We start from the raw sequence: 19,372 nt of genomic DNA on the forward strand, positions 1-19,372 counted from the left end.
AAGTCCTTTTATTCTTTTCAATCTGTAATTTTACCTGTATTTGTATCAATTTGGGGTGTTTGTGGTTCACCTTTACCATCTCAACGATAGATTGATTTAATATCAATAATTTTAATAGTTTCAAATCCTATTTTAATATTTTTTGCATTATTATATTCTATATTAATACCGTTATTTTCTCATAATGAAGTAGAATAATATTTCTTTAATGTGAAATCAGTTCGTTCAATACAAAAGAAATATCATTTATTATTTTTTTCTTTGAATTCATTTTTTATATCAGTAACTAATTTTCAATTACTATTTTCTGGTGGTTGTTGTGGTTCTGGTGTGGGTTCTGGTTTATTACCTCCGCCGTTTTCATTATTATTTGGTTTAGGTTTATCACAAGCAACTAAACTCGTTGTATTTGTTGCTGTTAATCCAATTGCTCCTAAAATACTAAGTATTTTTTTCATATTTGTTTCTCCTTTTTTATCAAATTCTATTGACATTATATATATAAGTATTTTTAAATATGTTTTAGAAACGATACTTACTTATTATGGTTATGATTGTTTAAAAAAGTTTGAAGTTTTATAAAAATTATTTTAAATGATATAACTATACTATATTATTTTTAAAAAATGAGGTGAATTAATGAAATATATTATTAATAACTCTAATTTAGGCGATTTACAAGCAAAATTGCAAGATTTTTTAAGTAAAAACCATCAAAATAAATATTATAAAAGAATAAAAAAAGAAAATATTTGCATATATTAATTTATGTAAGGAGTTTTTTCTTAAAACTAAATTGTTATTAAAAGACTTGATTAAAAAATATTTTAAAAATAAATTTTCAACTTTTTATTATTGATCGAATAAAATTTTAGTTGCATATGCAAATAATAATTTTGAAGATTTATTATTAAAATCAACAGTTCCTAATAATATTAATTATCAATATAGTAATGATGTTCGCGAGAATATTTGTGATTTATATTTTGAATATTGTGATAAACACGCTGGGGGTGTTTTATCATTGTTTTATAATTTAAAAAAAGAAATTCATGGCGAAGAATTAAAAAATAAAGCACCTAAAAATTTAAAAACATTTTTTCGTTGACTTAAAAAAGATAAGCGTTGATTAAAAATAAAAAATAAAATTAAAGAAATTAAAAGACAACATCCAAGATATGAAGTTAAAGAATTAGGATTATTACAAATGGATGCGAAATATTTTATGCCAAGTAAATTTCCAGTTGATAAAAAGTATTATGTTTATGATTTTATTGATGAAAGAATTAGAGGAGTATTCGGTTATATTTATGATAAATTATGCACCGAGAATGCTATTGATGCTGTTAAAAGAGCAATCAGTGATTTTAAAAAAATATTTGGTATTAAAATAACACGAATTAGAACTGATAATGGTTCTGAATTTATTAATAGTCATCGGAATAATCAAAAAAGTACTGTTAAAGAAACTACTTTTACTTAATTTTTAACAGATAAAAATATTTTACATCAAACAACACCTGTTCGTTCTCCGCAGTCAAACGGTAAAATTGAAAGATTTTATCAAAATTATACTAAGTTATTTGTATTTGATGAAAAAATATTGGATGCAGCTAGTTTACAAAATAAATTAAATGATTATTATTACTTTTATAATTTTGAAAGAGTGCATAAATCTTTAAATTTTCAGACACCATTTGAATTTTTAACTAATTTAACTAAATAATTTTAAATTTATAAAGTTTTATTTAAACTTTTTTTTAGTTTGTCAATGTTATAATTTTATTTATATATTTATTTCTTGCAATCTCCAAAATGTCTGTGGTATACTACATTTTTATTTCAAAATGCCATAATTTTAACCTCGCTTTCCGAATTGTTTACTTATTAAAAATGGATTATCTAATGTTTTTATAAAATATTCCATAATATCCATAACAGCATAAGTCATAGCATCAAAACCATCATCAAATAATTTATTATCTTCTAATTTATAAGTAGATTTATTTGCAGGTGGTTTTCTTCATTCCATTTTTAACATATCCTTAAATAACTCTGGTGTTAATCGTTGACTAATTTGTAAATAATTCTTATTTAGCAGGATGATTATAGCATCAATTCTATCAGTTCTATATCAAACATCTTTTACTACTGGTTTAAATCTTAATCAATTAGCCTCAGGAAAATATTGTCGCCTAATATTATTTAATGTATCAATAGAAACTAAACCACCATTTCCATAGTCAACATTTACATCTAAACCATCTTGTAAATAATCTCATTTTATAGAAGCAGTTATAAAAAAGTGTACTATTTCAAATAAAATATTAGTTGTATCTTTATGTATCATTTCAGCATTACTATGTTTATATTCCATTAATGGTGTCATTTTTTTATATTCTCTATCTAATCCCATTAAAATAGCATGAGTTGCATGTCCCAATGGACTATCTGCATAACCTAAATCTAAACCTGCTCTAAAATTAACTGGTTCAAAATCGTATAATTTACTAAATAAATAATTAGCAAAAATACTACCATCTAATGCTCCAGGCATTCCAATTCCTCAAACCTCATATTTTTTAGGTCATTCTGCTTTTAATTCATATAATTTCATTAATTCATCATAATTTAAATTATCTTTATTAATTAAATAATTAGTATAATGATTAATTACTTTTTTATTATATGCTTTATGACCTGTTTTAGGATCTAATACTGGAACTATTAATTTAGATATTTGTTCACCATTACTTTCTAATTCTTTACGATTAAAAAGTAATAATTTATTTAAATAATCTATATGATCTTGATAAATACTATCAGGGTTAGTACTTGTAATTAATATTAATTTTTTATAATCACGAACTGCTTGCATAATTGCTTCTTTTTCTGATTTACTAAATTCATTAGCTTCTTCTAATCAAATAATACATAAATCAGCACCATTTGCTCTTGCTGTTCCTTTCCCTAATACTTGCGATGAATTACTTTTTCTTGCTCCTTGTAATTTAATAAAACTACCATTAGGGAATAATCAAGTGGGTTTATTAAATCTAGCATTATATTGATAATGTCCACCACGCCATTTTTTAGTATTGTTAAGTATTAAACCAACTTTATCTAAGGCATCTTGAATATCTTGTTGCATTTCAGCAGTATCTGCACTATTTAATCTAAAACCATATATTGCTATTTTTTTATCTTTATGTGCTAATACTACACAACTTAATAATGCTATTAATTCATCAATAGAATATGTTTTACCTGCTTTACGACTACCTGCTAAATTAATCTCATCAGCAATATATTCAGTATTATTTAGTAAACTAACTACTATTTCATTAAGATAACTATATTCATATAACATTGCCATTATATTTTTCTCCTATCTGTTATGTTAATTACTGGAGGAGCATAATTTATTTCAGTTTCATTTTCACGGCCATAATACTGTGCATATACCGATACACCCCCTTAGTTTCGTTTAAGAGATGTAATTTTATATTATTTTCTAATATTCTTATTTTCATTTTAAGTTCATTAAATGCTAATAAATTAGTATCTTTTAAGGCATTATATTCATCTTCTTCTAAATTACAAAAGATTAATAAGGTTTCTTTTGTGGCAAGTTTGATATTATTTTCTTTACAATATTCATCAAATTTTGTTAATTTATCTTTAATCTGACGCTCTTTTACACTATTTCATCATTCTTTTGCCGTCTTTTTTACCTTTTTTTGCATCTTTTTTACCTCTTTTTGTCATCACCATTCTACAAAAAAATATAAAAAAGTAAAATAAATAAAAAAAGACTTTTTCTAGAGTGCACCCATTTTAGTAAGTACTAATAAAAAAAGTATTTACTATTTTTTTAATTATATCTTTTTCTTTACGATTTGAATATCATGTATTTCATTTTATAACATCTTGTATATATTCTTCATGTGAATTATATATTTTATTATGGATTGTAGCTTTCTTAAGTAATGAATGAAAACTTTCTATAACAATATTATCTGCACAGTGGTAATTTTTTCCCATTGAAATTGTAATACCGTTAGATAAACATTTATCGTGATAAATAGTGAATGTATATTGATATCCGTGATCTGAGTGAATTATTATTCCATTCAGATCTTTTTTTATTAATTTTATTTTATTAATTGCATCATTTAAATTATCCATTACTAATTTATTGTCATTATATTTAAATCACTTTACATCAACTATTTCTTTAGTATATCCATCAATAATTGTTGATTGATAATATCTTTCTCCTTTTCAAATTAAATATGTTACATCAGTATATAGTACTGAAAACCTTGTTTTTATATCATTGAATTTACGATTAATTAAATCAGGATATTGCAATAAGCTTTTTTCTTTATTCTGTTTATATTTCATTTTTCTTCTCATTTTTCTTACATATTCAGGTTGTATTTGATTATCACGCATAATTCTTAAAACTTTTTTTGAATTATATTTTATACCATAATCTTCCTTTAAATATTTAGTAATTCTTCGATAACCAAATTGTTTTAAATTTTCTTCATAGACTTTTACAATATCATTTATTGCTTTTTTATCTTTTTTGCTACTGTCATAATTTTTATATTTATTTCAATAACTACGTTTTAACCCTGTTACTTCTAGTAATAATTTTATTGAATATTCACAAAAATTTTGTTTAATAAAAGAGACAATTCTTAGTTTGCTTAATTGTAAAAGTCATGGAGCTTTTTTAATAATTCATACCTTGTTTTATAATATTCTAAATTTCTTTTGGCAAAAGAAATTTTAGGTCCTTTAGGATTGTTTAATTTTCCTTTTTTATGATTTGCTCATCAAGATTCTACTGTATTTGCATTTATATTATATTGTTTTGCTACTATTCAACAACTTTTTTGTTTAATTTCCTCAATGATTTTTGTTCTAAATTCTGATGTATATTTGTTATATTTTTGACCTTTTTTGCCATATAAAAATGCACCCCTATAAAAATTTAGCAAAATCTTTTTTTATTTTACTTACTTTTTGGGGTGCACTCTACATTAAGTCTTTTTAAGGTGGAAAGCATAAACCGTAAATTACTTTTTTGTTAAAAGGATAAACCGTTAACTTTATTCTACACTATTATTTTAGTAATACAACTATTAATATAAAAAAATATAACTTAATATATTTTATTACTAATTTAGATCTTAAAACGCGTAATAAAGGTATTTACAAATAATTACATTTATATATAATTAATTTACATAGAGTTGGTACCTATTTTAAAAGTAATAGGTTCAGTGGTTTACAGCCTACTTCTATATATGGATATCCAAATAAATTGTCGGTCAGAGTCTAGTCGGTAAATACTTCTAGAAACAAAATTGCTGGTATGTTCTTAGAGAACAGGTAAGCTGTCCGACAAAGATGAGCCACATGGACTTGTCCGCTTATTGGTAAGAGCGTAGTCGCTTGCTCATCTAAAAAGAGGTTAAATTTAGAGTGCACCCAAAAAAGTAAGTAAAATAAAAAAAGATTTTGCTAAATTTTTATAGGGGGTGCATTTTTATATGGCAAAAAAAGGTCAAAAATATAACAAATATACATCAGAATTTAGAACAAAAATCATTGAGGAAATTAAACAAAAAAGTTGTTGAATAGTAGCAAAACAATATAATATAAATGCAAATACAGTAGAATCTTGATGAGAAAATCATAAAAAAGGAAAATTAAACAATCCTAAAGGACCTAAAATTTCTTTTGGCAAAAGAAATTTAGAATATTATAAAACAAGGTATGAATTATTAAAAAAGCTCCATGACTTTTACAATTAAGCAAACTAAGAATTGTCTCTTTTATTAAACAAAATTTTTGTGAATATTCAATAAAATTATTACTAGAAGTAACAGGGTTAAAACGTAGTTATTGAAATAAATATAAAAATTATGACAGTAGCAAAAAAGATAAAAAAGCAATAAATGATATTGTAAAAGTCTATGAAGAAAATTTAAAACAATTTGGTTATCGAAGAATTACTAAATATTTAAAGGAAGATTATGGTATAAAATATAATTCAAAAAAAGTTTTAAGAATTATGCGTGATAATCAAATACAACCTGAATATGTAAGAAAAATGAGAAGAAAAATGAAATATAAACAGAATAAAGAAAAAAGCTTATTGCAATATCCTGATTTAATTAATCGTAAATTCAATGATATAAAAACAAGGTTTTCAGTACTATATACTGATGTAACATATTTAATTTGAAAAGGAGAAAGATATTATCAATCAACAATTATTGATGGATATACTAAAGAAATAGTTAATGTAAAGTGATTTAAATATAATGACAATAAATTAGTAATGGATAATTTAAATGATGCAATTAATAAAATAAAATTAATAAAAAAAGATCTGAATGGAATAATAATTCACTCAGATCACGGATATCAATATACATCCACTATTTATCACGATAAATGTTTATCTAACGGTATTACAATTTCAATGGGAAAAAATTACCACTGTGCAGATAATATTGTTATAGAAAGTTTTCATTCATTACTTAAGAAAGCTACAATCCATAATAAAATATATAATTCACATGAAGAATATATACAAGATGTTATAAAATGAAATACATGATATTCAAATCGTAAAGAAAAAGATATAATTAAAAAAAATAGTAAATACTTTTTTATTAGTACTTACTAAAATGGGTGCACTCTAAATTATCTCTTTTTTATTGTATAATTCATCTAAGTAATTTATTAAATTAAATAAATTACTTATCCATCTTGTAAAATATTTGTAGTAATCTTTTCTATGAATAATTATTTATCAAAATATCAACAAAAGTGTTTATTATTGGCACTTTTTTATTTTTATTAACTAATTTAGCCTTGATTATATATATATATATATATATAATGCAAGTAAATCTTGAAAAAAAGTTTCAAGATATGAAAAGGAGAAATACAAGTATGAAAAAATTAGTAAGTTTATTAAGTTTGTTAACAATTAGTGGGGGTGCACCTTTGATTGAAAGTTCTTGTTCTTGTACTAATAAAAATAATGAAAAAAAAATAAAAAAAGATGATGAAAATGATATTAATAAATTAAATTGAGGAAATTTAGGTATAGAAAAAATAAATAGAGTAAGAAGAAATGCAATAAATAATAAATCTCAACATATATTTAAAACTAATAATGGATTAAACAAGCCAACAGAACAACAAATTAAAGAAGCAATAATAGAGTTAAATCCACAGTTAGATACAAAAAACATCAATGTTACAAATATTACTGAAAATAGTGCAGTAATTACTATAGTCAATTTTAGTGGCCAAAAAACAATTCATTTTAAAGTTGAAACAAATACTAGCAATAATGAACCTTTTGTAAGTAGTCCTAGTCCTAATGCCAGTTCTGATGGTGTTTCATTAAATTTTAAAGTAGAAAAAATTAATACACCAGAAAAAATAATTGCTAAAGATGTTAAAAATGTTACAGAAGAAGAATTAATTACAGCATTATTACCAAAAATTTATGAAGAATATGATAGATTAAATCCTAATTTTAATAATAACAGTAAATATCTTTTAAAATACGAAATGGTAAAAATAAAAAATATGAACTTTCCTGTTGATTTATCATCTGAAAAAATAATTAATAATTTTTCTATTAGTGGAAAATTTTATTATTGATTTTTCTATCCTGTTTTTGATTTAGAAATACCTAATTTTAAATTGCCTGCTGCACAATTTATTTAAATAGAAAGAAGTAAAAAAAAGAAAAGATTATTAAGTTTATTAGGAGCAATTTCATTAGTAGGAACAAGTACAACAAGTTTAGTTGTTTGTAATACAACACAAGATAAATATTCACCAGAAAAATTAAAAGAACTTAAAGAAAAAAAAAAAAAAAGATACTAAAAACCAAAAAATCAGAGATAACCTAGAATGAATAACACCACAAGAAAAACCATTTAATAATGTAGATAATAAATATTATTATGTAGTATGGCGTGGTGATAAAAGAGATAATTGAAAAATTGTTAAATTTAAGCATTCTGATTACTTACATAATACTAAATATATTGAAAATAATATAAGTTTAAAAATAGGAAAAAGGGGGGTAAGTGAAAGTATATCAATTTTTCCATATGATTTAGTTGTTTTTAAACCAGCTTTTTATTACTATTGATTAGAAGATAATGGCACTTATTTTAAATCAGTTTATCGTTGAAATGGTGAAGAACAGAAATTACCTAATTTAAATATTGATGAAGATGGTAATATAAAAAGAGATTTTTAATAGAGTACACCCATTTTAGTAAGTACTAATAAAAAAGTATTTACTATTTTTTAATTATATCTTTTTCTTTACGATTTGAATATCATGTATTTCATTTTATAACATCTTGTATATATTCTTCATGTGAATTATATATTTTATTATGGATTGTAGCTTTCTTAAGTAATGAATGAAAACTTTCTATAACAATATTATCTGCACAGTGGTAATTTTTTCCCATTGAAATTGTAATATTGTTAGATAAACATTTATCGTGATAAATAGTGGATGTATATTGATATCCGTGATCTGAGTGAATTATTATTCCATTCAGATCTTTTTTTATTAATTTTATTTTATTAATTGCATCATTTAAATTATCCATTACTAATTTATTGTCATTATATTTAGATCACTTTACATCAACTATTTCTTTAGTATATCCATCAATAATTGTTGATTGATAATATCTTTCTCCTTTTCAAATTAAATATGTTACATCAGTATATAGTACTGAAAACCTTGTTTTTATATCATTGAATTTACGATTAATTAAATCAGGATATTGCAATAAGCTTTTTTCTTTATTCTGTTTATATTTCATTTTTCTTCTCATTTTTCTTACATATTCAGGTTGTATTTGATTATCACGCATAATTCTTAAAACTTTTTTTGAATTATATTTTATACCATAATCTTCCTTTAAATATTTAGTAATTCTTCGATAACCAAATTGTTTTAAATTTTCTTCATAGACTTTTACAATATCATTTATTGCTTTTTTATCTTTTTTGCTACTGTCATAATTTTTATATTTATTTCAATAACTACGTTTTAACCCTGTTACTTCTAGTAATAATTTTATTGAATATTCACAAAAATTTTGTTTAATAAAAGAGACAATTCTTAGTTTGCTTAATTGTAAAAGTCATGGAGCTTTTTTAATAATTCATACCTTGTTTTATAATATTCTAAATTTCTTTTGCCAAAAGAAATTTTAGGTCCTTTAGGATTGTTTAATTTTCCTTTTTTATGATTTTCTCATCAAGATTCTACTGTATTTGCATTTATATTATATTGTTTTGCTACTATTCAACAACTTTTTTGTTTAATTTCCTCAATGATTTTTGTTCTAAATTCTGATGTATATTTGTTATATTTTTGACCTTTTTTTGCCATATAAAAATGCACCCCCTATAAAAATTTAGCAAAATCTTTTTTTATTTTACTTACTTTTTTGGGTGCACTCTACATTACTCTTTCTTTAAAAGTAAAATGATGCTTTGTTTTATCCATTTTAAAAAACCCTTTCTTTTATATACAAAGCTAATTATATAGTTTTTTGAGGTTTTGGGCGAGCGGTTGATTTTCTTAAATTTTTGTGATAAAATAACTGACAAGTTAAAAAAGATTTTGAGGTTCTTTCAAACAAATTTGGGAACCTTTATAAAATTCTTCGCTTAACGCTTAGAATTTTTCCCAAGTATTTTGAAAAGCGCGGCAAAAGTTTTTTTAAACTTTAAGGCATTTTTCATAAAATTATGAAAATCACCGCGAGCCCAGATTAGTAATAAAATATAATTACAATAACAATCATTCTAAACAATCTCCTTTCTAAAACATATTTAAAAATGCTTGACTTGCATATATATATATATATATATAATGTCAATAGATCTTGGTAAAAAGTTTCAAGATGAAAGAAAGGAAATTATATAAATTGAAAAAACTTTTAAGTTTATTAAGTGTATTAACAATTAGTGGAACTGCTGTACCAACAACGGTTGCCGCTAGTTCTTATCAACAAAAAGAAAATAATTTAGAAAATTTGATAATTAGAAATAAAAGACAAAATAATAAACAAAATATTACTGAAATTTCACAGGTTGTTATTACTACAGGTGGAGACATTAAAGATTCAGGAGTTGTGTTAAATAACAAGCTATATTTTGGTTCAGATGATAATAATGTTTATGAGTATGATCCTTTAGAATTAATTGAATCTGAAATCATTAATATTCAAGAACAAATAAAAAGAGGATTATATTTATACTATAAAAAACAAAATCCTAGTTATAAAATTAAAAAAATTTACAATATTAATTTAAAAAATTTAACATTATCTGATGTTACTTTAAAACAAACACAAAAAAATAAATCATCTAACTTAGAACAAGATATTAATGATTTTTGTAAAGATTCTGACTCAACATTTATAAATAATAGTAGTATCGAACAAACACAAAATACAGTTTCTTGTTCTAAACAATTAACAGAAACAAATACATTTCAAAAAATGAATGGATTTTCTAAATCAGAATTAACATCAAATACTGAAAATTGAAATTGAAATGTAAATGGTAAAGTTACAGTAAAAACTAGTAGTAATGCTGGTGTTCCACTTGTTTTTGGTGCAAAACTTGAAGTTTCGGTTGAAGTTGTAGCGGGTAAAACATGAGGGGGATCAAAAAATTATACTATAGGAGAAGTTACAAATTCTTCTAATACAGAAATTAAAACAACTACTGAAACTATGACAATAAATGTCCCTTCTCAACCAGTAAAAATACCACCACATAGTAAAATTTCAATTTCTGTTAATGCATGAAAGAATAATATAGTACTTATTTTAAGTTATTATCAAAAAGTTCAAGGTATGGTTAGTGCCGATTTCCTTGATAAAAACAATAATAGAACAACAGTTTCTATTTCAATAAAAGATGCTATGTCTAGCTTACTAGAAAATAATATTTTACCTTCAAAAATTATAATAAATAATGATAATAGCATAAAATTTTCTTATGATATTAAAAGTCAAAAAGAAATAATTATGCATCAGACTGAAATTGGAGAAGCTATTCCATTAAATTCATATGAACAAAATGAAACATTTAAAGATAACACAATGGGCGTAGGGTTATAAAAAATTAATTATAAACATAGTATAAAAAAAATATTAAATCTTTTAGGAATAATAACTTTAATTGAAACAAGTACAACAAGTTTAGTTGCTTGTAACACATCACAATATACTTATACTGAAAAAGAATTAACAGATTTAAAAGAAAAAAATAATATAAATACAAAAGACGGTATTTTAGAATGAATAGCACCACAAGAAAAACCATTTAATACAGTTGATAATAAATATTATTTTGTAGTGTGGCGTGGTGAAAAAACTGATGATTGAAGAATTATTAAATTTAAACACTCTGATTTTCAAGAAAAGATTTTAGATAGTTATAAAAGATTTAAACTTAAACTAAAAATAGGTCTACATCCTTACCCAGATTTAGTTATTGATGTAAATATTTTTAATCATGAGTGATGAGAATTTAATATCAATATTTATTTTAAATCTGTTTATCGATGAAATTCATATTCACAAGAACCTAATTTAATAGCTAATAAAGGTGGTGTAATCCAAGTTAGTTAAAAAGTCATTTATTAAAATGACTTTTTATATTTCTAATGTAATAAATGACAATTTTTCATTGTTCTTATTAAATAATTTTAACTTATTAATATTAATTTGTTCTTTTTCAGTAAAAATTGTAATATCATAATTTCCATAACCCCATATCCCAGATATTTCAATTTGATTTAAAATAAATAGTTTAACATCATAAGTTATTTTAATACTATTTTCAACTAAATTTTTAGTCATACTTGTCCAAACCGCCTTAGAATAAATTAATCTATATCGTTGTGAAAAAATAGTTTAAATATTCTTCTATTTTGTAGTTAGAAGCAATTAAATTAGTTAAATATTTGCCATATTCTCCATCTGATAATTTAATTTCAGCAGGAATAAGAGAAGGAATGTTATTTGTTTCTAATTCATTTGTTATTGATAGTCAATTAAAATAATTTGCTTCTAATTGATAAATGGGGTTTTCTGAAATATCATTATTTTTAACATTTACTTTAATTTCATTATTTTTGTTGTTATTAATATTAACTTGTTGCTTTAAATTTCAATCTGTAATTTGTCCAGTTTTAGGTGAAATAAATGGTGTGTTTGGTTCACTATCATTATTTCATCGATAAACAGATTTAAAATAAATATTGATATTAAATTCTCATCACTCATGATTAAAAATATTTACATCAATAACTAAATCTGGGTAAGGATGTAGACCTATTTTTAATTTAAGTTTAAATCTTTTATAACTATCTAAAATCTTTTCTTGAAAATCAGAGTGTTTAAATTTAATAATTCTTCAATCATCAGTTTTTTCACCACGCCACACTACAAAATAATATTTATTATCAACTGTATTAAATGGTTGGTCATCAGGATGAACTTCTTCTCAATAATTTATTGATGTTGGTGGAGTAGAGCCACCACTAAAATTAAAATATGATGAATTTAATTTAACTTTACAATGTTCAAATTCTCAATATCCAGTTTCTACCTCTCTTGGATTAGATATTAATTCAAAATAATAAGGGACAAATAATTTATCATCATCATTATAGCCTTTATTAATTGCATATTTACTATATGTATAATTTGATAACATATAGATAATTTGTTTAAATTTTTTAACAGCACTGTCATTAAGCGATGTAGGATTATCTAGTTTTCAGTTCTCAAATAAACCATCAATAACATCTTCGGGTTTTTGTCCTTCGAATTTTTGGCGTAATATAGCTGATTTATTTGTAGGGTTACCTTTTTCATCATATTTTGCTCCTTGAAATTTTCTATCATAGTTATAGCGATAAGTTAAATAATTTAATAAAACAATATTTAATTCTTTAATATCTAATAAACCTAATATATCTTTTCCTTGAATATAATTTTTTGCAATATTTCATGGTAAAAAACTTTCAGTAAATCAATACTGAAATACTCTTAAATTGGGGTTTGTTTCAATTGGCATTGATAACAATGGTACTAAACTAGCATTTTCAATATTTGATGATGGATAAGAATAAACACCATTGACATTGCCTCAACACTTAATATTGCCAAATAACATTGATTTAGGATATTTAATTTCAATTCCAGTAAATACTGTATCTTCGGGCAATGATTTTTGTAAAACTAAATGAATACTATTTTGGTTTTTTCATTTAAAGTCAGTTATTTTAACTAAATGAGTAGATTTAATAATATCAACACCATCAGGTGAATAAGGTCTTTTATATTCTTCGATAATATAACATTCATTTTTATTGTCTTCACTAATTGGTTCATTAATAGATACTATTTTTAAGTCATAAGATTCTAAAAATTCTTTGTCTTTTTTTGAAATATCATTAATTAAAATATCTTTTTCATCAATCATTACATAACTTGTGCTATTATCTTGGACTGTGGTGTTTTGTTGAATTTGTAATTTAAAATTAAAGTCACTAATTTCATAATTAGTTATTTTAATATATTCATCTTTATCAATAAAACCTATTTTAACACTATTTTGAGAGTAGTTTAAGGTTGGTTTTTGTTTTGTCTTAACAAGATTATTAATTTTATAAATATATAAGATTCTTGCACGGTCTTCTGTAAATAATTGTTCTAAATCAGGGTCACTGTACTGCGATTGATTAGCAAAATCTAGGGGATACTATCAATTGAATAGTCAATTGGTTCATCATTTTCTGCTAATTGTGCTAGCGTTTTTTCTGATGGTTTTAACATTATTCTTGTTCTCCTTTTTCATTAGACATATTGATAATAGTTTCGTTATTTTTTAATTGTCTGTTTAAAGTAGCATTTACTGGTAAGCGAACATCAACAATTAACTCGTCAATATTTTTAATATTGAATGTTCTACTGTTTAAAATCGCATTATCATATTTAATTAACTTAATAATAAATTCAGTTAATTTAATTTCTCTAATATATATCATTTGTTCGTATGATGCGTTTGTTTGAATATTTACACCAGCAACTTCGGCTTGCGTTTGTTGTGCTCCCTTAGCGATTGCGGGAACATGATGGCGATTTATTTTATAGTAATTAGTTAATAATCAATCATATATTTTGGTTAATTGCTCACCTTTTAAATTACCAGCAATATAGTCTACTGGTTGAAAATTACTATCAGGGTCTCCTTCAACTAATAACAAGTCATTTTCAATAAATGAAGCCAACATTTTACTAATTTCTTGGTCAACAACACCAGTAACACCATTAGTATTAATAATAAATTTACCACTATTTAACAATGGGTCTAACATTATCTTTTCAGCAATAATATCTAAAATACTAGCAAATTGTTTACCATAACGAGCAGAAGGCTCAAAATTAGGGTTATTAGGAATAATTTCAATTGGAATAAAATTAAGTGGTAATATTTCTTCTTTTTGTAAAGTTGTATAGTTATTTCATTTAGCATCATCAATATATAAGTCGGTAATAGTACTATATAATCGTGTTTTTAACTTTCTAATAACTTTAACTTGTTTAATTACAGCATCAATCTCTAATTTTTCAGTAATAAAAATACTCTGATCATTTTTAATATAAGAGTCATAATCAAAAGTACAAGATACTAAATTACCTAATTCATCATATTGGTCATTGTAAAAATCAATAGTAATAAAATTAAGTTTTGAATTATTAGCAAAAATAAAGTATGCACCTTTACCATTCTTATTAATTTTATATTCGTTATATCAATTCTTATTGGTAAAGTCCTGCATTTTTAAAAAGCTATTAATTAATTTAGTATCTAATTGTTGATTAGTAAGTGGATTATAAATGCTAATTTATAAATTTCGCGGATTTAAAAAATTAGCATTATCTTCACAAATTCTTTTTTCTAAAATCTCATTATGTTTTTGAACAGTAACATTTTTACGATTAGTAATCGTTGATGCTAAATTAAGATAATAACTATCAATATCATATTCTTTTTTTAATTTCTTTTTTGCTGGTAATAATCCTATTTATAACACCTTTTTATTTTGTATCTTCTTTTTTAATAACATCTTCAATACTATCTTGTTTTTGTTGTTTGTTATGTGTTTTGATAAATCTAATTGTTTCAATAATCAAAACTATAATTCCAGCTCCGATAAGCATTGCTGAAACAATAACATATGCTGGTCAAGAAATACCTAATGTTTTTTCTCCTATAAAACAAATAATAATTCCTGCAATAAAAAACAATGATGAAACTCCAAATATTTTCAAAAACATAATTACATCTTTAATTTCTACTTTTGGCATAATAACATCTACTTTCTAATTTACCTTTTTTCTTTCAATAAACACAAATCCCAAAGGTCTAAATGTTGCTGGACCATTAACTCCAATATTAATCAATCCATTAGGATTAATAGATAATGCTAAACATGCACTATTAACACCTATTTGATCATATATAACACCTATTGTTTGTCTAAAACTATGCCTTGTTTGCAACATCCCTTGACTTTTTAAATCTCCTTTGATATTTTTTCCTGAGGCTCAAATTCTATAAATATAATTTTCTTTATCAAAATTAGGAATATTATATCCAGTTTGACCAACTATAAAATCACTAGTATCAACAATTTCTCAATCTGGAACTTTTGGTATAACAATTGATTTTTTTAATTCATCTAAAATTTCTTCTTTTATTTTTGCAAGTTTTTCATCTTTAATTTTTTCTATAACAAGTTTATCTAATAAAGCATCAACTTCTAATTGAGTATAATATGCTTCTAAATCAATCATTGTTAAATCAATACCTTCTTCTTGAAAAGTACGAAACAGTTTCTTTAAAGTTGTTAAATTAGCCAATGATTTTGCATAGGTAGGCAATAGACCTTGTCAAGTAATCATAGGGTCATTTTGCGATAAATAATTAATATCACCAACACTCATATTTGTCGAAGTAAAAAATTCAATTGGAATGCGGTTAAATTTTCAATGCTCAATCGTAATAAACACCATATTAATACAAATTTTCTTTAATAATGGATCTTTAAATGTTTCAAACTTTAGTTTTGAAAATGGATAGTTTAAGTAAGAATTAATCATATTTTGGGCTCTTAAAGCAAATGTTTTAAATCATAATTCTACATCACCTTTAAAAAACTTATTATAACGAACTGGAACTTGTGTAATTTTACCTGTCATTGGAATAAAATTATTATAATTTTCCAAAGTAACATTTTGTCATAATTCATTTAACATTTAATCATCTCCTTATCATTTACTTTTTTTAGAATATATTTTCTTTAATATAAATTTTTTACTATTTAGTAATGTTTTTGTTTTAATTGTTTTGTTTAAATCTTGTTTTGTTCTGAGTTGTTTATATGCTTGAAATACTAGTCCATTACCTAACAAACTAGTAACCGCACTATCTTCTAGCGTATTTAACAATTTATCTTTATTAAAGTTATTTTTAAATTGTTCTTGCATTTTTAATATCTTAGCAATTGTCCGATATATTTTAAAACTATCTTTTACTACTTGCTGATAAACAAGTGGGGCAAAAGAAACTAAATTAAACAAACTTGTTTTTTTAAATCCCCAACCAATAAACCACTCACTGTTCATATAGAATTTAAACGGTTCAGGAGCTAAAACAAACTGTTCTGCTTTGATTAAAGTTGTCATAACGACAATAGGGGCATATTTAGGATTTTTATAATATATTGTTAAAGCAACTTCGCCCGCAACTGATAATGGAACAATTTTAACTGCTAAAAAAACATCAGAACCATAAGCAAAAGGTAATAATTGACCTTTTTTAATAGTCTTAGTTTCAAATTTAGATAATATTTTTTTAGTTTTATCAGTAATTTTACTAATTACTTTTTGTTTAATAGTAATTATTTGTTTTTCAATTGGGGCTAATAATTTTTTAGTTACTTTTTGAATATAAAAATTTGGGTTTAAATGATTTAAAATTTTATTTAATTTAATTGGTGTTTGATGAAAAATATTTAATAATTTATTATTATATATTTTACTGCCCCGCATTAAATTAGCATTTAATATTAGGTTTTTACCAACACCTTTTTTATGAAGATTAGTCATTATGTTATATCACTCATTAGTATTAATTTTGCTTATTTTATCAATATTTAATCCATATTCAGACAATCATTTATTAGCATTTATTTCATTTATGCGTGGTATTTTTTGAACTAATGTAGGACTTATTTTTTGAATATTTTTTTCAATTTTTAATAAATTATTAATTGTTTCTAATTTAGAAACTTTAAAACCCTTATAAAAATCATTTCGGGCTAATTTTCCAATTGTATATAATAAAGTTTCATTATTAGCTTGTTTTGTAAAATCAAATATTAATTTATCAGATAAAATCTTTTTACCTCTAACTTGTCTTACAACATCTTCTAAATTATTAGCAGTTATTACACCTAATTTTTCGGTCGCATGGAAAAAAGAAGGGTTTTAACAAATACATAGAAATTGAATAGAAATAATAAATTAAACCATTTACTAAAATGGTTTTTTTATTTGTTAAACCAAAATTATTAATTGATTCAGAGAAAGGACAGCATCTTAAATTCTTAAAATAGAAACTTTTATTACAACTTTTTGATACCCTCTTTAAGTTGTTTACACATTTATTAAATATCTTAGAAATCTTTATAAAGTGTACCTGTTTTTTCTCCAATTTTAAGGTGTTGTCCTTTCTCTGTTTCAGTTAATTAATTTGCTAATAAAAAAACTTAATAAAGGAAGGAGTAGGTAATGAAAATTAATAAGCAACAAACAATATGTGATGTTGATAATTGCTATAAAGCAATATCATTCATTATCGAAGAATTTTTATCAAATAAAGTTTTATGAACTTGTGAAAAACATAAAGATTTATTGAATAAAGTAAAAGATAAAACACAAAAGCGGTTTTATTAACGCTTAGAAAATTCAAAAATTATCTTTGATTATGAAACTGGTTTATTAAAACTTAAATTTTATAAAACAACTTAATGCAGAGCGGAACGGTTATTTTAAATAACTAAGTGTTTTTATTCCACCGCCGGCCGAGGCAAGTACTGAAATAGTGTATGAGGAAAAATGTAAATCGGCGCTGGTTCATTAGAACTAAGCGATAGTCGTGATAAGTCCAAGGTTAATATCAAACGACAATAAAAATAGAGATAGTGACTTTACAATTAAATTTGCGAAAAGTGTGGTTGGTTGGAGTTTTATAGCATTTGGTCCTTTAAAATGCGAGTGAATTTTTAATTTAAAAACTGAACGTCAAATCCCAGAGCAAAAGCACAAATGGGCACGGATAAAGGAAGACATATATATGTCTGGCGTCAATATTAAAAAACAACTGTGGATTATTAAACATTCAAACAATTAACATATCGCCACCGCTCACCCCCAGTGAGGCGGATGGCGTAGTAAGTAAATAGATAAATACTTATATAACTAATTCTCGCTTGGCACTTTCACTTGGGAGTGAGTGCCAGCAAGTTAAAACTAGGAGGAATTATAATGACAGAATATAAAAGTAAATATATTAATAAAACTTGAAATGAAATAACAACATCATTTTATTGAGTTAATTGTCAACCTATTAATTGTCGTATTTCACATCATAAAAAACATTATGATTTGCAATGTTTAGAATGAGCCAAAATGTACTTAAATTTATTTAAAGATAAATGAGATGTTATTGCTTCTTATATGCAATATTACAAAATTAACGATATTTTAGATTTAGCTTCTGATGGTTGAAAAATATTGCAAATTGACCAAAAAATCAAAGGAATAATTTAGGAGGTATATATGAAAAAGTTAAATAAAACTTGTATTAAAAAAAGATATTGAGGTTATTGTTTTCATAAAGAATGCAATCAAGAAAATAAATTAAGTGAATTAATGCTTAAAAGTTATTCAGTATCATTTGAAGATATTGCAGATGAACATTGAGCATTAAATACTAAAAAGAATTAGGAGGAATTAAATTATGAATAAAAGATACTTATTGGTAATGAAAAGTAAATATAGTGATTTTAAAACGAGCTGTTTTTATACATTAGAAGAAGCAAAAACTACTGCTAATGTTGAAAATCAACAAGAATGATTAACAACTATTATTGATTTAGAAAATGAAAATATTAAATGACAAGGATGTGAATAAT

At 23.8% G+C, this 19,372-nt stretch carries 25 protein-coding genes; 12 read left to right on the forward strand and 13 right to left on the reverse strand.

From position 1 onward, the window contains the following. Positions 1–8: 8 nt before the first annotated feature. Positions 9–458, reverse strand: coding sequence for a lipoprotein (locus AACL22_RS07895; protein WP_338991113.1), 450 nt, complete (start codon positions 456–458; stop codon positions 9–11). Between the two features lie 338 nt (positions 459–796). Between AACL22_RS07895 and AACL22_RS07900 the strand changes: the two genes are divergently transcribed. Continuing rightward, positions 797–1,483 (forward strand): DDE-type integrase/transposase/recombinase, encoded by a 687-nt coding sequence (locus AACL22_RS07900; protein WP_338991115.1) that lies wholly within the window; start codon positions 797–799, stop codon positions 1,481–1,483. A 66-nt stretch (positions 1,484–1,549) separates the two neighbouring features. After that, entirely contained in the window at positions 1,550–1,726 is a 177-nt protein-coding gene (locus AACL22_RS13835) for a hypothetical protein (RefSeq protein ID WP_422397505.1), read from the forward strand. A 132-nt stretch (positions 1,727–1,858) separates the two neighbouring features. Here AACL22_RS13835 and AACL22_RS07905 read toward each other — a convergent pair whose 3' ends face one another. From AACL22_RS07905 to AACL22_RS07920, 4 genes are all read right to left on the reverse strand, one after another. Next, positions 1,859–3,376 carry a phage terminase large subunit gene (locus AACL22_RS07905; RefSeq protein ID WP_338991117.1) on the reverse strand — a complete coding sequence of 506 codons (1,518 nt, stop codon included), beginning with the start codon at positions 3,374–3,376 and terminating at the stop codon, positions 1,859–1,861. A 46-nt stretch (positions 3,377–3,422) separates the two neighbouring features. After that, positions 3,423–3,746, reverse strand: coding sequence for a hypothetical protein (locus AACL22_RS07910; RefSeq protein ID WP_338991120.1), 324 nt, complete (start codon positions 3,744–3,746; stop codon positions 3,423–3,425). A gap of 91 nt (positions 3,747–3,837) precedes the next feature. After that, the gene (locus tag AACL22_RS07915) at positions 3,838–4,752 is read right to left on the reverse strand and encodes an IS3 family transposase (protein WP_338993041.1); all 915 of its coding nucleotides are present in this window, start codon (positions 4,750–4,752) and stop codon (positions 3,838–3,840) included. Beyond that, positions 4,719–5,012, reverse strand: coding sequence for a hypothetical protein (locus tag AACL22_RS07920; RefSeq protein WP_338991123.1), 294 nt, complete (start codon positions 5,010–5,012; stop codon positions 4,719–4,721). The genes AACL22_RS07915 and AACL22_RS07920 overlap by 34 nt, the downstream gene beginning before the upstream one ends. Positions 5,013–5,567: 555 nt before the next feature. On the opposite strand from AACL22_RS07920, the gene AACL22_RS07925 reads away from it, so the two are divergent. The 4 genes from AACL22_RS07925 to AACL22_RS13840 all read left to right on the forward strand — a co-directional run bounded on the left by AACL22_RS07925 (position 5,568) and on the right by AACL22_RS13840 (position 7,932). Then, positions 5,568–5,831 (forward strand): hypothetical protein, encoded by a 264-nt coding sequence (locus AACL22_RS07925; protein ID WP_338989576.1) that lies wholly within the window; start codon positions 5,568–5,570, stop codon positions 5,829–5,831. Between the two features lie 140 nt (positions 5,832–5,971). After that, entirely contained in the window at positions 5,972–6,712 is a 741-nt protein-coding gene (locus tag AACL22_RS07930; protein ID WP_338993042.1) for an IS3 family transposase, read from the forward strand. A gap of 269 nt (positions 6,713–6,981) precedes the next feature. Further along, positions 6,982–7,770 carry a hypothetical protein gene (locus AACL22_RS07935; RefSeq protein WP_338991126.1) on the forward strand — a complete coding sequence of 263 codons (789 nt, stop codon included), beginning with the start codon at positions 6,982–6,984 and terminating at the stop codon, positions 7,768–7,770. Positions 7,771–7,797: 27 nt separating this feature from the next. Beyond that, the gene (locus tag AACL22_RS13840; RefSeq protein WP_422397506.1) at positions 7,798–7,932 is read left to right on the forward strand and encodes a hypothetical protein; all 135 of its coding nucleotides are present in this window, start codon (positions 7,798–7,800) and stop codon (positions 7,930–7,932) included. A 425-nt stretch (positions 7,933–8,357) separates the two neighbouring features. Here the strand turns inward: AACL22_RS13840 and AACL22_RS07940 are convergent, their stop codons facing one another. Both AACL22_RS07940 and AACL22_RS07945 read right to left on the reverse strand, forming a co-directional pair. Further along, positions 8,358–9,242 (reverse strand): IS3 family transposase, encoded by an 885-nt coding sequence (locus AACL22_RS07940; RefSeq protein ID WP_338993043.1) that lies wholly within the window; start codon positions 9,240–9,242, stop codon positions 8,358–8,360. Further along, complete coding sequence (locus tag AACL22_RS07945; RefSeq protein ID WP_338989576.1) at positions 9,209–9,472, reverse strand: hypothetical protein; 264 nt, start codon at positions 9,470–9,472, stop codon at positions 9,209–9,211. The genes AACL22_RS07940 and AACL22_RS07945 overlap by 34 nt, the downstream gene beginning before the upstream one ends. Positions 9,473–10,013: 541 nt before the next feature. On the opposite strand from AACL22_RS07945, the gene AACL22_RS07950 reads away from it, so the two are divergent. Both AACL22_RS07950 and AACL22_RS07955 read left to right on the forward strand, forming a co-directional pair. Further along, positions 10,014–11,216 carry an ETX/MTX2 family pore-forming toxin gene (locus tag AACL22_RS07950; RefSeq protein ID WP_338991128.1) on the forward strand — a complete coding sequence of 401 codons (1,203 nt, stop codon included), beginning with the start codon at positions 10,014–10,016 and terminating at the stop codon, positions 11,214–11,216. 237 nt (positions 11,217–11,453) lie between these two features. Continuing rightward, on the forward strand, positions 11,454–11,729 hold the full coding sequence (locus tag AACL22_RS07955; protein WP_338991130.1) for a hypothetical protein: 276 nt from the start codon (positions 11,454–11,456) through the stop codon (positions 11,727–11,729). Positions 11,730–11,753: 24 nt separating this feature from the next. Here the strand turns inward: AACL22_RS07955 and AACL22_RS07960 are convergent, their stop codons facing one another. The 6 genes from AACL22_RS07960 to AACL22_RS07985 form a co-directional block, all read right to left on the reverse strand. Next, positions 11,754–11,960: a hypothetical protein gene (locus tag AACL22_RS07960; protein ID WP_338991131.1), complete on the reverse strand. Its 207-nt coding sequence runs from the start codon at positions 11,958–11,960 to the stop codon at positions 11,754–11,756. A gap of 31 nt (positions 11,961–11,991) precedes the next feature. After that, entirely contained in the window at positions 11,992–13,590 is a 1,599-nt protein-coding gene (locus tag AACL22_RS07965; RefSeq protein ID WP_338991133.1) for a hypothetical protein, read from the reverse strand. A 352-nt stretch (positions 13,591–13,942) separates the two neighbouring features. After that, positions 13,943–14,950, reverse strand: coding sequence for a hypothetical protein (locus AACL22_RS07970; protein WP_338991134.1), 1,008 nt, complete (start codon positions 14,948–14,950; stop codon positions 13,943–13,945). A 259-nt stretch (positions 14,951–15,209) separates the two neighbouring features. Then, positions 15,210–15,479: a hypothetical protein gene (locus AACL22_RS07975; RefSeq protein ID WP_338991136.1), complete on the reverse strand. Its 270-nt coding sequence runs from the start codon at positions 15,477–15,479 to the stop codon at positions 15,210–15,212. A gap of 15 nt (positions 15,480–15,494) precedes the next feature. After that, positions 15,495–16,430, reverse strand: a complete 936-nt coding sequence (locus AACL22_RS07980; RefSeq protein WP_338991138.1) for a hypothetical protein — start codon at positions 16,428–16,430, stop codon at positions 15,495–15,497. 12 nt (positions 16,431–16,442) lie between these two features. Further along, the gene (locus AACL22_RS07985; protein WP_338991141.1) at positions 16,443–17,348 is read right to left on the reverse strand and encodes a hypothetical protein; all 906 of its coding nucleotides are present in this window, start codon (positions 17,346–17,348) and stop codon (positions 16,443–16,445) included. A 618-nt stretch (positions 17,349–17,966) separates the two neighbouring features. Between AACL22_RS07985 and AACL22_RS07990 the strand changes: the two genes are divergently transcribed. The 4 genes from AACL22_RS07990 (at position 17,967) to AACL22_RS08005 (ending at position 19,371) form a co-directional block, all read left to right on the forward strand. Beyond that, the gene (locus AACL22_RS07990) at positions 17,967–18,131 is read left to right on the forward strand and encodes a hypothetical protein (protein WP_338991144.1); all 165 of its coding nucleotides are present in this window, start codon (positions 17,967–17,969) and stop codon (positions 18,129–18,131) included. A 591-nt stretch (positions 18,132–18,722) separates the two neighbouring features. Further along, the gene (locus AACL22_RS07995) at positions 18,723–19,007 is read left to right on the forward strand and encodes a hypothetical protein (protein WP_338991147.1); all 285 of its coding nucleotides are present in this window, start codon (positions 18,723–18,725) and stop codon (positions 19,005–19,007) included. A gap of 9 nt (positions 19,008–19,016) precedes the next feature. Beyond that, positions 19,017–19,184, forward strand: a complete 168-nt coding sequence (locus tag AACL22_RS08000; protein ID WP_338991069.1) for a hypothetical protein — start codon at positions 19,017–19,019, stop codon at positions 19,182–19,184. 13 nt (positions 19,185–19,197) lie between these two features. Continuing rightward, positions 19,198–19,371, forward strand: coding sequence for a hypothetical protein (locus AACL22_RS08005; RefSeq protein WP_338988935.1), 174 nt, complete (start codon positions 19,198–19,200; stop codon positions 19,369–19,371). Position 19,372 lies beyond the last annotated feature (1 nt).

The sequence above is a fragment of the Spiroplasma endosymbiont of Seladonia tumulorum genome (assembly GCF_964020235.1).
In the GTDB taxonomy this organism is placed as follows: domain Bacteria; phylum Bacillota_I; class Bacilli_A; order Mycoplasmatales; family Mycoplasmataceae; genus Spiroplasma.